The organism is Glaciecola punicea (assembly GCF_001756615.1).
Lineage (GTDB): Bacteria > Pseudomonadota > Gammaproteobacteria > Enterobacterales > Alteromonadaceae > Glaciecola > Glaciecola punicea.
This window is the reverse complement of sequence record NZ_LZXY01000001.1, coordinates 38,600-53,621: the sequence shown is the minus strand read 5'-3', so window position 1 is coordinate 53,621 and position 15,022 is coordinate 38,600. Positions and strand designations below refer to the sequence as shown.

12 protein-coding genes are annotated in these 15,022 nt (G+C 43.0%); 9 read left to right on the top strand and 3 right to left on the bottom strand.

The features are described 5' to 3' along the window. The first annotated feature begins 8 nt into the window (after positions 1 to 8). The 5 genes from BAE46_RS00225 to glgC all read left to right on the top strand — a co-directional run bounded on the left by BAE46_RS00225 (position 9) and on the right by glgC (position 6,797). Positions 9 to 1,616, top strand: coding sequence for a carboxyl transferase domain-containing protein (locus BAE46_RS00225; protein ID WP_006003479.1), 1,608 nt, complete (start codon positions 9 to 11; stop codon positions 1,614 to 1,616). Positions 1,617 to 1,764: 148 nt separating this feature from the next. Next, positions 1,765 to 2,553, top strand: a complete 789-nt coding sequence (locus tag BAE46_RS00220; protein WP_006003477.1) for an enoyl-CoA hydratase/isomerase family protein — start codon at positions 1,765 to 1,767, stop codon at positions 2,551 to 2,553. Then, positions 2,546 to 4,588: an acetyl/propionyl/methylcrotonyl-CoA carboxylase subunit alpha gene (locus tag BAE46_RS00215; RefSeq protein WP_006003474.1), complete on the top strand. Its 2,043-nt coding sequence runs from the start codon at positions 2,546 to 2,548 to the stop codon at positions 4,586 to 4,588. Before BAE46_RS00220 ends, BAE46_RS00215 begins: the two co-directional genes overlap by 8 nt. 1 nt (position 4,589) lies before the next feature. Next, positions 4,590 to 5,501 (top strand): hydroxymethylglutaryl-CoA lyase, encoded by a 912-nt coding sequence (locus tag BAE46_RS00210; RefSeq protein ID WP_070111471.1) that lies wholly within the window; start codon positions 4,590 to 4,592, stop codon positions 5,499 to 5,501. A 39-nt stretch (positions 5,502 to 5,540) separates the two neighbouring features. Then, entirely contained in the window at positions 5,541 to 6,797 is a 1,257-nt protein-coding gene (gene glgC, locus BAE46_RS00205; RefSeq protein WP_006003470.1) for a glucose-1-phosphate adenylyltransferase, read from the top strand. A 3-nt stretch (positions 6,798 to 6,800) separates the two neighbouring features. On the opposite strand, the gene BAE46_RS00200 is transcribed toward glgC, so the two are convergent. Together BAE46_RS00200 and BAE46_RS00195 are read right to left on the bottom strand one after the other, a co-directional pair. Beyond that, positions 6,801 to 7,649 carry an alpha/beta fold hydrolase gene (locus tag BAE46_RS00200; RefSeq protein WP_070111470.1) on the bottom strand — a complete coding sequence of 283 codons (849 nt, stop codon included), beginning with the start codon at positions 7,647 to 7,649 and terminating at the stop codon, positions 6,801 to 6,803. A gap of 7 nt (positions 7,650 to 7,656) precedes the next feature. After that, the gene (locus BAE46_RS00195; RefSeq protein WP_006003465.1) at positions 7,657 to 8,727 is read right to left on the bottom strand and encodes an AraC family transcriptional regulator; all 1,071 of its coding nucleotides are present in this window, start codon (positions 8,725 to 8,727) and stop codon (positions 7,657 to 7,659) included. An 88-nt stretch (positions 8,728 to 8,815) separates the two neighbouring features. Between BAE46_RS00195 and BAE46_RS00190 the strand changes: the two genes are divergently transcribed. The 3 genes from BAE46_RS00190 (at position 8,816) to BAE46_RS00180 (ending at position 12,394) form a co-directional block, all read left to right on the top strand. Then, the gene (locus BAE46_RS00190) at positions 8,816 to 9,973 is read left to right on the top strand and encodes an alkane 1-monooxygenase (RefSeq protein WP_070111469.1); all 1,158 of its coding nucleotides are present in this window, start codon (positions 8,816 to 8,818) and stop codon (positions 9,971 to 9,973) included. A gap of 194 nt (positions 9,974 to 10,167) precedes the next feature. Beyond that, positions 10,168 to 10,971 (top strand): acyl-CoA thioesterase, encoded by an 804-nt coding sequence (locus BAE46_RS00185; protein WP_006003460.1) that lies wholly within the window; start codon positions 10,168 to 10,170, stop codon positions 10,969 to 10,971. 148 nt (positions 10,972 to 11,119) lie between these two features. Continuing rightward, positions 11,120 to 12,394 carry a glycosyltransferase gene (locus BAE46_RS00180; protein WP_006003457.1) on the top strand — a complete coding sequence of 425 codons (1,275 nt, stop codon included), beginning with the start codon at positions 11,120 to 11,122 and terminating at the stop codon, positions 12,392 to 12,394. A 14-nt stretch (positions 12,395 to 12,408) separates the two neighbouring features. On the opposite strand, the gene BAE46_RS00175 is transcribed toward BAE46_RS00180, so the two are convergent. Further along, on the bottom strand, positions 12,409 to 14,118 hold the full coding sequence (locus BAE46_RS00175; RefSeq protein ID WP_171900992.1) for an aminotransferase class V-fold PLP-dependent enzyme: 1,710 nt from the start codon (positions 14,116 to 14,118) through the stop codon (positions 12,409 to 12,411). Between the two features lie 256 nt (positions 14,119 to 14,374). On the opposite strand from BAE46_RS00175, the gene BAE46_RS00170 reads away from it, so the two are divergent. Beyond that, the gene (locus BAE46_RS00170; RefSeq protein ID WP_006003453.1) at positions 14,375 to 15,019 is read left to right on the top strand and encodes an energy-coupling factor ABC transporter permease; all 645 of its coding nucleotides are present in this window, start codon (positions 14,375 to 14,377) and stop codon (positions 15,017 to 15,019) included. The last annotated feature ends 3 nt before the right edge of the window (positions 15,020 to 15,022 follow it).

Genomic DNA, 15,022 nt, shown 5'->3' with positions numbered 1-15,022 from the left:
GTTCATCAGTGCCCATTATTCAATCAAAAATAAATACAAAAAATGACGCCTTTGCAGAAAACCGTTTGCATATGCAGGCCCAAGTAAACGATTTGCAGCAGAAAGTCGCTCAAATTATGCTGGGAGGCGGAAAATCTTCACGAGAACGCCACCTCTCACGCGGTAAATTACTGCCAAGAGATCGTATTGAGGCTTTAATAGACAAAAACGCGAGCTTTCTGGAAATTGCTCAGTTCGCTGCATGGGAAGTATATGACGACTATGTGCCCTGCGCAGGTGTTGTTGCGGGCATTGGCAAGGTTAATGGTATAGAGTGCATGATTGTGGCTAACGATGCGACGGTGAAAGGCGGTAGTTACTATCCTCTTACGGTTAAAAAGCATTTGCGTGCCCAAACCATAGCCCAAGAAAATAATCTACCGTGTATTTATTTAGTCGATTCGGGTGGCGCTAATTTACCCAGACAAGACGATGTTTTCCCAGACAAAGAGCATTTTGGGCGAATATTTTTTAATCAAGCCAACATGTCTGCTCAGAATATCCCGCAAATAGCCGTAGTAATGGGCTCGTGCACCGCAGGTGGTGCCTATGTTCCTGCTATGGCCGACGAATCTATTATAGTGCGAGAACAAGGCACTATATTTTTGGGCGGACCGCCTTTAGTAAAGGCCGCTACAGGTGAAATTGTCACGGCTGAAGACTTAGGCGGAGGCGACGTGCATTGTCGAACTTCAGGCGTAGTTGACCATCTTGCCAATAATGACCATCACGCATTGAGCATTGCGCGCGATGCAGTTGCTAGACTAAACAGACCGACACCAAATGCATTGCAAAAACATTCTAGCATAGCGCCACGCTACCCCATGGATGAGATATACGGCATTATTCCAAAAGACAGCAAACAAACCTATGACGTAAAAGAAATTATTGCGCGCGTAGTAGATGACAGTGATTTTCATGAATTTAAAGCTCTTTACGGCACTACACTAGTGTGTGGTTTTGCCCGCATAGAAGGCTTTGAAGTAGGCATATTAGGCAATAATGGAATTTTGTTTGGTGAAAGTGCATTAAAAGGCGCTCATTTTGTCCAACTATGCTGCCAACGCAATATTCCGCTCGTGTTTTTACAGAACATTACTGGTTTTATGGTAGGCAAGCAGTATGAAGCCAACGGCATTGCCAAACATGGCGCGAAAATGGTCACCGCAGTGGCCTGTGCTCAGGTACCTAAACTCACGGTACTGATTGGCGGTAGCTTTGGTGCGGGTAACTACGGTATGTGCGGCCGAGCCTACGACCCTCGTTTCTTATTTATGTGGCCTAATGCCAGAATTTCAGTTATGGGCGGAGCTCAGGCTGCAGGGGTATTAGCACAGGTAAAAGAAGGTCAAGCGCAGCGCGAAGGCTTGAGTTTAAGTAAAGAAGTGATAGACGCGATTAAACAACCTGTCATTGATACTTACGAACGCCAAGGCCACCCTTATTACGCATCGGCGCGTTTGTGGGATGATGGCGTAATCGACCCGGCCGATACCCGCAAAGTACTAGCGCTGGCGCTTTGTGCGGCTAATAACAAAGCTATTACAGAAACCAAACATGGTATTTTTAGAATGTAAGTGTTGGCATATTTCGCGCCTGTGAACCGTATTGGCGGAAAACAAGTGCTCAAATTGGCTGTAAAATGCAATAGCTGACGCGATAAAACTAATGGAAAATGTCGCTACCGTGAAATAAACATCAAACATCTAAGGTGAGATTATTGTAATGAGTCATGTTGAATTAAATATAGAAAACGCAGTTGCCACGGTTACGCTAAACCGTCCCGAGGTTCATAACGCCTTTAATGAGCACGTTATAAGCAATTTGATTGACTGCTTTGAACGCGTAGAAAATGATGACAATATACGCGTTATGATTTTACAGTCGACGGGGAAATCATTTAGCGCTGGCGCTGATCTTAACTGGATGAAAAAGATGGCATCCTACAGCGAAGAACAAAACCTAGCCGACGCTCAGCAATTAGCACTGATGCTGTCAAAATTGTTTCATTTATCAAAACCCACTATTGCAAAAGTTCAAGGCAGCGCATTTGGTGGCGCAGTTGGCTTAGTAGCATGCTGCGATATTGCCATTGCTAGTCGTATGAGTAAATTTTGCTTAAGTGAAGTAAAACTAGGCTTAATACCGGCAACCATTTCGCCCTACGTTATTCAGGCGGTAGGACCTAGGCTGGCAAAACGCTTATTTATGACCGCGGAGGTTATATCATCTAGGCGTGCCAGAAGAATAGGTCTCATCAGTGAAGCGGTTAGTGAAGATGAATTAGACAGTGAAGTCGCTAATATTGCGTCCCAACTGCTCAAAAATGGCCCTGTTGCGGTATCACTGGCAAAAGCTTTGGTGGATCACGTCGCCTTTAAGCCAATTGATGCTGATATGATGCGATATACTAGCAAACAAATTGCCGCAGTACGCGTATCAAATGAAGGCCAAGAAGGCCTTGCTGCCTTTTTAGAAAAGCGTCCTGCGAACTGGGTAGACACTCATGATTAAAAAAATTCTCATTGCTAATCGCGGTGAAATAGCCTGCCGAGTCATGAAAAGTGCACATAAGCTTGGTATCGCAACGGTTGCCGTGTATTCGCAGGCCGACACTAATGCTCAGCATGTTAAAATGGCAAATGAAGCGGTTTACTTAGGTGAAGCGCCGGCCACGAAAAGTTATCTTAACGGCGATTTGATTATACAAAAAGCTAAGTCCTTAGGTGTTGATGCAATTCACCCCGGCTACGGATTCTTATCAGAAAACGCTAATTTTGCCGATAAATGTGAGCAAAATGGCATTATTTTCATAGGGCCAAATTCTTCCGCCATACGTGCAATGGGGTCAAAGTCGGCGGCAAAAACTATTATGGAAGCCGCGAATGTGCCCTTGGTTCCCGGCTATCATGGCGACAATCAAGATCCCAGTTTCTTACGTGATCAGGCCAATGCGATGGGCTACCCCGTTTTGTTAAAAGCAGCCGCCGGTGGCGGTGGCAAAGGCATGCGCCAAGTATGGCAAGAAAAAGATTTTTTTGAGGCACTAGACGCCGCCAAACGTGAAGCAATGAACGGCTTTGGCGACGACATTATGCTGGTTGAAAAGTACCTAACCGAACCAAGACATGTCGAAATACAGGTATTTTGCGACAATTTTGGCAAGGGCGTATATTTGTTTGAAAGAGATTGCTCCGTGCAGCGCCGTCACCAAAAGATAATAGAAGAAGCTCCCGCGCCGGGGATGACAGGCGACATTCGCCAGCAAATGGGCGAAGCCGCACTTAAAGCCGCCCATGCTATTGGCTATACAAATGCAGGTACCGTTGAGTTTTTACTCGACAGCGACGGCGCATTTTATTTTATGGAAATGAACACTCGTTTGCAGGTAGAGCACCCCGTAACTGAATTTATCACAGGCGAAGATCTGGTTGAGTGGCAAATAGCCGTGGCCAACAACCTGCCCTTACCAAAATCACAAGACGCATTGTCAATCAAAGGCCATGCTTTTGAAGCGCGAATTTATGCGGAAGACCCACATAACGAGTTTTTGCCCTCTACCGGCTTAATCGAATATCTCCTTGAACCGCCTAAAAACGAACACGTACGAATAGACTCTGGTGTGGTATCGGGCGACGAAGTTTCTATTTATTACGACCCCATGATTGCAAAACTGGTGGTATGGGCGGAAAATCGTGATCAAGCATTGGCGCTTCTCATTACATCTTTACAGCAATATATGATTTGTGGGGTAACCACCAATATTCCTTATCTGATTCAAGTTGCTAGCAGCGAGCCGTTTCGAAAAGCAATCCTCACCACTGACTTTATTGAACGACATGGTAACGTAATTGCCACGAATAATAAGAAGATTCCTGATAGCGTGCAAGGCCTAAGCCCAGTGCAAATAATAGCAGTGAGTGCCATGCTGAGCCTTAGCAATACAAATGATGTTAACCATAACGCTTATACAGGCAGCGTAAGTTATCCAGGATTTAGACTTAACCACACACTAGCGCAAGAGCTTGAATTTGCGCATGGTGACAATTATCACCGTTATTCACAAAAGCACATCGATAAAAACACATGGTCTATCACTATTAACGACATAGATCACGTTTACAGCGCTTCAAAAACACAAAATGTGCTCAATGTGGATGCTCGCGAGCATATCGCAAGCTACCCTATTTATGAAAATGACGATGTGGCATGGTTGTTAGACAACACCGGCGAGCTGAAAGTTATTAAGCCTAAAATCAATATGGGCACTGAAGGCGAGAAATTGCACGCTGGTGATGTTCTTGCGCCCATGAACGGCACGCTGGTGGCCATGAACGTAAAACAGGGTCAGCGGGTTGAAAAAGACGACTTACTGGCCGTGGTTGAGGCCATGAAAATGGAGCACAGCATGCGCGCGCCATTTGCAGGCACCGTAAGCGAATGTTTTGGCAACAAAGGCGACTTAGTCGACGGCGGCCAAGTGTTAGTATCGCTTAAAGCCGATCTAGCTGACAGCTCTGCTGCCGACGAACAAGAAATGAGCGTGTAAAATGCAAGTGAATTACCCAAGCCATGCAAACATTGTTGAAGTAGGGCCAAGAGATGGCTTACAAAACGAAGCAAGCCTGTTACACATAGCAGACAAGGTTAATTTGATAAATGCTTTAAGCCAAGCTGGCCTTCAGCATATTGAATCAGGCAGTTTTGTGTCGCCTAAGTGGGTGCCACAAATGGCTAATTCTGATCAGGTATTTGCCAATATTACGCGAAAAGCAGGCGTTATTTACAGCGCCCTTACACCCAATCTTAAAGGCTATGAGGGCGCGTCAGCAGCAAACGCCGATACGGTGGCTGTTTTTGCAAGTGCATCAAGCTCGTTTTCAATGAAAAATATTAACTGTGATATTCCCACCAGTATTGAGCGTTTTACCGCCGTTATAGAACAAGCAAAAAAAGACAATAGGCCGGTAAGAGGCTATGTTTCGTGCGTATTAGGCTGCCCTTACGAGGGTGATGTGTCACCTCAAGCAGTATTAGATGTGACCAAAGCACTACTGGATCTGGGCTGCTACGAAGTGTCTTTAGGCGATACCATTGGTGTAGGCACAGCGCTTAAAACAAAAAAGCTAACTGATTTATTAATATCGCAGATATCTATAAACAAACTTGCTTTGCACTGTCACGATACCTATGGACAAGCCCTTACCAATGTTCTTATTGGTTTGCAGCAAGGCATTAATACCTTCGACTCGTCAGTGGGTGGACTGGGCGGCTGTCCTTATGCGGCCGGTGCGTCTGGTAATTTAGCCAGTGAAGACCTTGTGTATATGCTCAATAATATGGGCATTGAAACCGGTGTAGACTTACAAAAGATGGCGCATATTGGCCAAGAGATCAGCGATGTCTTAGGGCGAAAAAATCAGTCTAAAACAGGCATTGCTCTGTACAATAAAGTAAATTAGTATAGATTTACGTTAATATGAAATTAATGAATAAAAAATATGGAAAAGCCCAACAATCGTTATATTAGTAATCTTACTCGCGACACATACGCTTTAATTCTCGCTGGTGGCAGAGGTTCAAGGCTTTACGAACTAACAAATTGGCGCGCAAAACCGGCCTTGTATTTTGGCGGTAAATTCAGAATAATCGATTTCCCTCTGTCAAACTGCATTAACTCCGGCATTCGTAATATAGGCGTATTAACACAATACAAATCACATTCTTTAATTCGCCACTTGGTCAGAGGTTGGGGCCACTTCAAAAAAGAATTAGGCGAGTCGGTAGAAGTATTGCCTGCCTCGCAGCGATTTTCGGAAGACTGGTATCAAGGCACCGCCGATGCAGTGTACCAAAACATCGACATTATAAGAGATGAGTTGCCCAAATATGTCATGATCTTGTCGGGGGATCATATATACAGAATGGATTACGGCCCCATGCTTGCTCAACACGTCGAGTCTGGTGCAAAAATGACCGTTAGCTGCATGTCAGTGCCCATTGCGCAAGCACGCGATGCTTTCGGCGTAATATCGGTTAATGAACAAAACCGAGTCACCGGATTTATTGAAAAACCAAGTAACCCAGCCCCGTTAATTGACGACCCAGGCTCTTGTCTGGCCTCAATGGGAAACTATGTGTTTGATACTGACTTCTTGTTTGAACAGCTTGAATTAGATGCGCAAAATGAAAACTCAGCGCATGATTTTGGGAAAGATATTATTCCCAGTATTATAGACAATCATCGAGTATGCGCATTTGACTTTAAAAAGAGCGCTAAAAACGATTCATACTGGCGCGACGTGGGAACACTTGACAGTTTCTGGGAAGCTAACATGGAGCTAGTAGCCCCTATTCCCGAGCTTAATTTATACGACAAACTCTGGCCTATTTGGACTTATCAAGAGCAGCTACCTCCCGCGAAATTCGTGTGGGAGCAAGACGATCGTCGAGGCGAAGCCTTAAATTCATTAGTGTCTGGCGGCTGCATAGTATCGGGGGCCACAATAAGGCGCAGCATTTGCTTTTCAAACGTAAAAGTCATGTCTTATTCAGACGTACACGAATCTGTTTTATTACCAGGGGTTGAGGTTGCGCAAAACTGCATTATCAAAAAAGCCATTATTGATCGCCGTGCCATTATACCTGAGAACACCCATATAGGCGTGAACCACGATGACGACCGTGCAAGAGGGTTCAGAGTGTCTGAAAACGGCGTTGTACTGGTGACCCGCGAAATGTTAGCGGCGCTCAAATAACGTTTAAGCGCAACAAATTTGCTTGCCTTTAGGAGCCGTTAAGCCCATATCGGCAATCGCTATTTCAATCAGCGCAGCAACTTCTATCGGATATTCTAAGGGAAACATATGTTTCCCTTTCTTAAATTCAAGGTGGGTAATACTTGGGTTTGCTTTCAAAAACGGTTTTCTTAACACTGGCACACAAACATCCGTATTTTTGCCTGTAATCAAGCGTCCTGGTATTTTCAATTTACCCGAATAAGACGGCAAGTTATGCGGAATAGTCCGAAAAATATTGGCCTCTATTTCTACATCAAAATTAAGATGATGGTGGTCGTCTTTCTCTTGCACCACGCACGATACATAATCTTTGATACAATCTGGGTCAAAGTCTTTGAATAAGGACTTTGCCGCAAAGTATGCGTGTAAGTCTTGTTCTATGTGCCACTTTTGTCTTCTGAGCACCGTAATGCCCGCAGGCGTCAGTCTGTTTATGAGATTGTTGCGCTTGGCAAATCTAAACACGTATCGGGCTAAGCCCGTCATTAAGGGTGGATCTAGCATTATTAGGGCAGAAAATAAATCAGGCCGCAGGCATGCGCTCATATAGCTGACCACCGCACCAAACGAATGACCTATGGCGACTACTTTTTCGTGTTTTCCCTTGTTCTTTTCAATATAGTCAATCATTTCTGCTACTTGATTTTCCCAATTATCGTTTAAAGGATAACAAGGGTTGTGGGCGAATTTTTCCAAAGCTATTACGGCATACTGCTTAGGTAAATGGTCAAAGAATTTCTGATAGCTCCCCGACGGGAAACCATTGGCGTGCGCAAAGTGCACTATAGTATGCTGTTCATTCGTTGTCATAAGCGTCTTATTTTTTATTATCCGCAATAAATGCAGAAGGGGTTACCTTATACCAGCGTTTAAACGCGCGTCGAAAATTCGCCATGTCGACAAATCCAAGTGTAGCGGCGGTTTGCGCAACAGAGTAGCCGTAAATGAGTAGGCATTCTTTTGAGATTGCAGCCTGATGAATATCTAAAATTGTTTTAAAGCTAGTCCCTTCGCTTTTTAAGTAGCGATGTAAACTACGCGCGCTCACATTGAGCTGCGTCGCTACATCACCTAAACAAGGCCTTGAAGACTGATACTGCATTAAACACTGCTGAACTTTACCTGTATAACTAGCAAATCGCAACCATCGTGCAAGCTCCTGCTCACAGGCTCTTTGTGCCTGTATAAAGCTCAATTTATCTACGTTAGGAATTTTAGCTTGTAAACTACGCTTATCAATCGCAATACCGCAGTAGCCGTAATTAAATTCTATTTTTTTCACTGCCAAACTATTATATTTCTCAGCGTAAGCGGGTTTTTCATAGTCAAAAAATAAACGCGATATAGACAAACTAGGCACACTTTGTAGCAGGGCTGCAAATACATTTAACACAGCGCCGGTTACCGCTTCTATTACAAAACGATGCAGCTCTCCTTGCCAATGTGTGTCTTTGGCTAAGACCACTACCTCTGTGTCGTACGACACAATGCTAATTTCAATAAAGGGAATACGGATGACCAAATAGCGCTGTACGAACTTAATCATGTCTTCGATGGTTTCGCAATTTAATAACGCAAGGCCAAATGTGCCGTGGTGCGCAATTTGTAATTTTCTGCCAACGGTTAAGCCTAAATGCTCTCTGCTTGGGTGAGCCAAGGCTTTTTTTAAAAGCTGATCAAATTGAGCGGGGTCTAATTTAGTATCATACGAGTACAGCTTATCTTTGCTAATACCCTGCTGCTGAAGCCATTCGTGTATAGGAAATGCATGCTCTTGCAACACATCAATTAGGTGTCCTAAGTAATATACCGGCACATATTGCATAAATTCACCTTCCGTTATTTCACTTAAATAAGCAAATATACGTCTTTTCCCGCCAATTGGCAATTAAAGACTCCTTTTTGACAATCCTAATCCTCACCCAATCACTATTATTGGTCCACACTATCACCATAGTTAAAAGAGGAGTTGCCATATGTTTCACTATTTAAAGTTTTTTCACTATTACGCGATCGTGCTGTTAGGATGCGCATTTTTATTGTTTGCTGACTACTTCATCCTTATTGGCTTTGCCATGTTTGCGAGTATATATGTGCTTGGCGACGCTCTATTTGGCGATGATACCAGTACGCCTACCTTGGCAAACAGGGTGGTGATAAATGCTATGTTGTATGGCTCTGCGCCATTGCTTGTAGTGTTACTCATAAGCTCATTGTGGTTAGTAACACCGCACAATTGGGCTTTTATGGTGACGTTTTCAGAATTCATTGGCTATGATTTCGTGCAGGCAAAGCTAAATACTAGCGGGTTTGAATTAACGATAGCCGTGGTATTTTGTGGGCTCATGTTGAGCGGTATCGCCACCGTGGTAGGTCACGAATTAGTGCATCGTATTGCCAAGCCTATCGATGTTTGTTTTGGCCGATGGTTAATGAGTTTAACCTTAGACGCTAACTTTTCAATAGAGCATGTTTATCATCATCACGCCAAAGTAGCCACCGAGGCTGACCCGGTCACCGCGCCGCGAGGCAGAAATGTATACGTGCACACTGTGTATGCCATTATTGGGACGAATAAATCTGCTTGGAACATTGAGAAAAAGCGCTTAGCACGCAAAAAACAAGCACTGCTTAGTCATCATAATAAAGTAATCCGTGGCTGGTTAATGTCGGCCCTTTATTTATTCGCTGCAGGTATGATCGCCGGTTGGCAAGGTGCCTTATTCTTAGGCTTAATTGGAGCTACTGGCAAATGTATATTGGAAATAGTGAATTACATGGAGCACTACGGCTTAGTGCGTGATCCTCGTCAGCCGGTAAAACCCAAGCATTCATGGAATTCAAACAGAAAAATTAGCACTTGGGCTATGTTTAACCTGCCTCGTCATTCTCATCATCACGAGCATGGCGCTATGCCCTTTGAAAAATTACAGCCTATGCCAGAAGCGCCCATGATGATAAGCGGCTATGTGTCGACCATTGGTATTGCTCTTATACCACCGCTTTGGTTTGCGCTTATGAAACCAAAACTTGCGCATTGGGACTCACATTTCGCGAATAAAGAAGAACTAGACATTATTGAGCAGCAAAACATCAAGCGACGTCAACGCCCTCTTATTGCCTATTTTTACTAATATTAAGCATGTCCAATCTACTTAGATAGATTGGGCATCACTTTATTATTCTCTTTACTAAAGCTTCATGCTGACCACACTTATTTGCAACATAAAATATTCTGATAAAGCTTAATGATCACAGCGCTTGATTAACAGAGCAGATTAATAAACAATGCAACTAATCCGACCAGAGAAGCAAGCTTTACATTACTATGCATATTGACTATTACCTGAACGCCACGCAAAACCACAGTGACTTTCCAGAACAAAGTTATATTATTTCGAAGCAATGGTCACAAGGACGCACCGTATACGGTGGACTTTCAGCAGGTATGCTGTTTAGCGCCGCAAAATCGTATGTAGATGCAAACAGAGTTTTACGCTCTATGTCGACAAATTTTGTCGGTCCATTACTTTCAGAAGAAGCCTTCATTATTACGGTCGAAATTGTTCGCAGTGGTAAAAATGTGTCTCAGATCCAGGCGCGTGCCTTTCAAAACGGGAAGGTGTGCGTATTAAGTCAATTTTGTTTTGCCCAAGGGCGTAAATCTAAGGTAGTAGTAAACAATACTGAAAAGCATAATTTGGTCACACCCACCAAATCAAAGTATATTCCACAAATACCAAAAATTACGCCTTCATTTTTGCGGCATTTTGATCTTTGCATACAAGAAGGCGGCATTCCTTTTCTGGGCGGTAAAAAAAGCCACTATTATGGCTGGATGCGTTATAAGAATCCTCCAAAAGAAATAAGCGATGCTCACATTGTCAGTATTATTGACGTTTGGCCGCCCACATTATTACAAATGATAAAGTTACCGGCACCCGCAAGCACGGTCAGTTGGAATGTAGAATTTGTATATCCGCATAAAGAAATTTTGCCAAACGACTGGCTTGCTTATAAAGCGATTACCCGCCAGGCGGCTGACGGTTACGGACATACCGAAGCCACAATTTGGGATGCCCAAGGTGATGTTATTGCGTTGAGCAGACAAACGGTTGCTATTTTCGATTAACTATTTAATTAAGCGCTATATGGCGACTTAAGCTTTGTTTAGCTTATACTTAGGGAACTAACAAGCCCATAGTGTTAATGTTGCATGAATAATGTAACGCGATTATTTTTTAATGCTCACATCTTTAAATACCTAGGTGTAAAATACAATGCATGTGTTATTCGTAGGTTTTGTATGGCCTGAACCAACATCGTCTGCTGCAGGCCAAAATATCATCAGCTATATTAAAGCTGCCCAGCATAATCACTGGCAGGTAAGCTTTTGCAGTGCGGCGCAAACTACACCACAAACCTTTGACTTATCATCAATGAATGTGAAGATGTTTCCAATACAGCTTAATTGCGATAGTTTCAACGTTAAAATAGAAGAGTTACAGCCTGACATTGTTATTTTTGACCGCTACCTTAGCTTTGAACAGTTTGCTTGGCGCGTAAAAAAAACATGTCCAAAGGCTATGTTAATACTCGACATTGAAGACTTACATTGCCTCAGAGCTGCTCGCCAAGCGTTATTAAAACAGCAAAATGCCCCGCTCACATTTATGCAGCAAACCGATATTACCCAATGCGCCAACCTACCTTTGTTACACAATGATATTGCGCTACGTGAAATTGCCTGTGTGCTGCAAGCCGATCTTACGATTGTGCTGTCAGGCTTTGAAAAAGCCCTATTAATTGAACATTTCAACGTTCCTAGTAATCAGGTTGCGCATGTTCCTTTCATATTACCTGGATCATGCGAGGCATTATCAAACACATCAATGAGCGCTGAACATAAGCAGAATTTTGTCTTTATTGGAAATTTTAGGCATGCGCCTAACTATCATGCGGTTAAGATACTCGCAGAGCAGTGCTGGCCAAAAATTTATAAAGCCTTGCATAAGGACTATCCAAATATTAGCTGTAATGTATACGGCGCTTATATGTCGCCTAAAGCTAAGCAGCTTGAAAATAAAAAACTCGGCTTTTTTGTGCATGGCTTTGCACAGCATCAGTTTACCGTTATACAACAAGCAAGAATAATGCTTGCCCCTATTTCATTTGGTGCAGGTGTAAAAGGAAAGTTACTCGATGCAATGCAGTGCAACACCCCGTCGGTCACCACCCCCATAGGGTGTGAAGGGATTACTAATAAACCTTGGGCAGGTGAAATAGCCTCTAGTATAGATGAATTTGTTGTTGCAGCAATAAGACTGTACACGGACCAACAAAAATGGCAGCAGGCTCATCAAAATGGACAAGATATATTACTAAGTGATTACAACACGCAAACCAATCGCGCTTCCTTTATAAATATTATAGATGCCAAAATAAGTACTATAAAAAGCGACAGACAAAGCAATTTTTTGCACAAGATGCTAAGTCATCATCAGTTTCAAACGAGTAAGTACATGAGCCAGTGGATTGAAGCTAAAAGTAAGTGAAGCGTCCATGACCTCTAACTAGCCTGTGTATATTTTTTACAAATAGCTTGAATAACTTGGCTAATGCCATCGCGTCTGCCTTGGCTAAAATAATGTGACAGACCTACTTGGTTGAGGTATTGATGAATATCAAGGCGAGACACTTCTTCATAAGGTAGCTGGTTTACTTTTTCAATAATTAACGCAAGGATGCCGCGAATAACTTTGCTTTCTGAATATGCATAAAGCTTTCGCTTACTAGCATTTATAGCTTGCTTTTCGTCGCTATGAATAAGTGACATCCACACCCTCGCTTCACAGCCTGTTATTTCTGTAGCAACGGTGCGCTGGTGTGTTGGCAATGTTGCTAGGCTTTTACTGTGTATTAGTAACAAGCGATGTTTGGCATTCCAATCTGGCGCTTGTGAAACGGCGTCTCCAATGTTTGTTGGCAGTGCGCTCAAGCTTTTTGCAAACTGTTTGGGCTTTGTGATAGCTTTTCGGTCATCGTTAGCACTTTCTTGGAAAAGTTGATCAAGGCTCACCACAAAAGCGTCAATGTCTTGATATGTGGTATAGCAAGCTATCGATATTCGCGCGCAACCCTCTATAGACAGACTTTGCATTAACGGCATGGCGCAGTGATGGCCTGCCCTAATGGCAACGCCGTGACTGGCAAAATGAGCGGCTATGTCGTTTGCATGTATCTTTGGAATATAAAATGAAAGTAACGCAATAGCCGAACTTTCTTTAGTAAAGTACTCGGGAGTGCCAATATTACCCAAAATAACTAGTTTTTGAGACCTCGCTAAGGGATTTATTTTATCCAATAAATATAGGGCTAATGCCAGTTCAGTTTCTTGGATACGTTGAAGGTTAGCTTGTATGAACGTTGCTGCTGCGGCCAAGCCTATTGCGCCGGCAATATTGGGTGTGCCTGCTTCAAATCTACCAGGCACAGGTTGCAACACATAAGCATCCCAAGTAACGTGAGATATCATTTCACCGCCAAGTTTGCTGGGAGTGAGCTTTTCTAAGCAATGCTTTTTACCATACAGCGCACCAATACCTGTTCCCGCATACATTTTATGCCCGCTAATCGCATAAAAATCGCAGTGTATAGCCGATACATCTACTGTAATGTGCGCTGGTGCTTGAGTGCCATCAATTACGCTCAATGCGCCTACTTCAGCAGCTCTTTTACACAATTCAGTGACTGGATAAATATTACCTAAAGCGTTAGAAACATGGGCCATTGCCACTATAGCAACATTGCGGGTTATACTGGCTAAAGCGGCTTTGCGTTCTTGCTGGTTAAAGGTACCGTTATCACCTAATTTTATTCTTGTTAAGCTTAGGCTATACTTTGCGGCAAAATGCTGCCAAGGCAATAAATTGGCATGATGCTCACTTTCAAACAAGAGTATTTCACTGCCTTGCAAATCGGCGATATTAAGACCATTTGCAATTAAGTTAATTGCATCGGTGGTACCACTGGTAAATATAATTTGCGAGGCATCCGCTGCGCCTAAAAATTCAGCGACTACTGTTCTAGCATCTTCGTATTTATTGGAGGCAAGCCTAGCGCTGACATACCCACCGCGATGCACATTAGCATTGTATTGGCAGTAGTATTCTTGCATTGCAAGCAGGCTTGCATTGACACGCTGACTGGTAGCAGCGCTGTCTAAGTAAACTTCATTGGACGCATCAAAAAATGGGAATAACGCCTTAAACAATGACATAAATACGAGAGGCCTTATACTGTTGAACGGTGCAAGGGTTTGCACTAATTGTTTTGTAGTATACATTAGTCGCTAGTGTAAACGTAATAGCGGCGCTTACTAATTATATTCAAGGCTGTGTGCTTTTAGAAACACTTATCCTAAATTAATAAGAAGCATATCTGCTATAGTAAGTATATGAAAAGACTTTGTGCTTTTCATAAAGCATATCTTTCAATGCCCTATGTGTTTTTTGGGCCCTATTCGGTAGTACCTAGTGACCACTATTCAAACAATCAGCATACTTATTTACGCCTTTGGCTTTGTATACGTAGCGAGCAAAGTTGACTATACCCGTATTATAAAAGAACGTAAGTGGCAGCATATAATTTTCGGTTCAATTGTGGGCATTTTGTTTTTATGGTCATTTAGAGTCAGCATTTATGATGGCTTAACTATGCACTTTTTGTGGTTAACCACGCTTACACTCGTGCTAGGTTTTCGCTGGGCGGTCTTAGTTGCCACAACCGCACTGCTTATAATGACAGCTATAGGCACTGAGCAATGGAGCATGCTAGGGGTAAATGGGCTATTTGGGGTGCTTTTGCCCATTCTAATCACTTACGGTATTTTCGCATTTTCGTTTCATCGTGTACCCCGCCAGTTATTTGTCTATATTTTTGTGTGTGCGTTTTTCCCCGGTGCAATTACCATGGCAGCCAAAATGCTCTCATTCAGCGGATATTATTTGGCCGAAGGCATCTACTCGTGGGACATTATTAAAGATAACTATACTACCATGACAATATTGATGATGTTTCCTGAAGCCTTTTTTAATGGCTTCAGTATTACCTGCTTAATCATCTACAAACCAGACTTAGTGCATACCTTCCACGACAAATTTTACATTGATGGAAAGTAGTCG

Coding starts and splice junctions, on each gene's coding strand:
- BAE46_RS00220 (WP_006003477.1), top strand. CDS start 1,765: ATGAGTCATGTTGAATTAAATATAGAAAACGCAGTTGCCACGGTTACG.
- BAE46_RS00215 (WP_006003474.1), top strand. CDS start 2,546: ATGATTAAAAAAATTCTCATTGCTAATCGCGGTGAAATAGCCTGCCGA.
- BAE46_RS00210 (WP_070111471.1), top strand. CDS start 4,590: ATGCAAGTGAATTACCCAAGCCATGCAAACATTGTTGAAGTAGGGCCA.
- glgC (WP_006003470.1), top strand. CDS start 5,541: ATGGAAAAGCCCAACAATCGTTATATTAGTAATCTTACTCGCGACACA.
- BAE46_RS00200 (WP_070111470.1), bottom strand. CDS start 7,649: ATGACAACGAATGAACAGCATACTATAGTGCACTTTGCGCACGCCAAT.
- BAE46_RS00190 (WP_070111469.1), top strand. CDS start 8,816: ATGTTTCACTATTTAAAGTTTTTTCACTATTACGCGATCGTGCTGTTA.
- BAE46_RS00185 (WP_006003460.1), top strand. CDS start 10,168: ATGCATATTGACTATTACCTGAACGCCACGCAAAACCACAGTGACTTT.
- BAE46_RS00180 (WP_006003457.1), top strand. CDS start 11,120: ATGCATGTGTTATTCGTAGGTTTTGTATGGCCTGAACCAACATCGTCT.
- BAE46_RS00175 (WP_171900992.1), bottom strand. CDS start 14,118: ATGTCATTGTTTAAGGCGTTATTCCCATTTTTTGATGCGTCCAATGAA.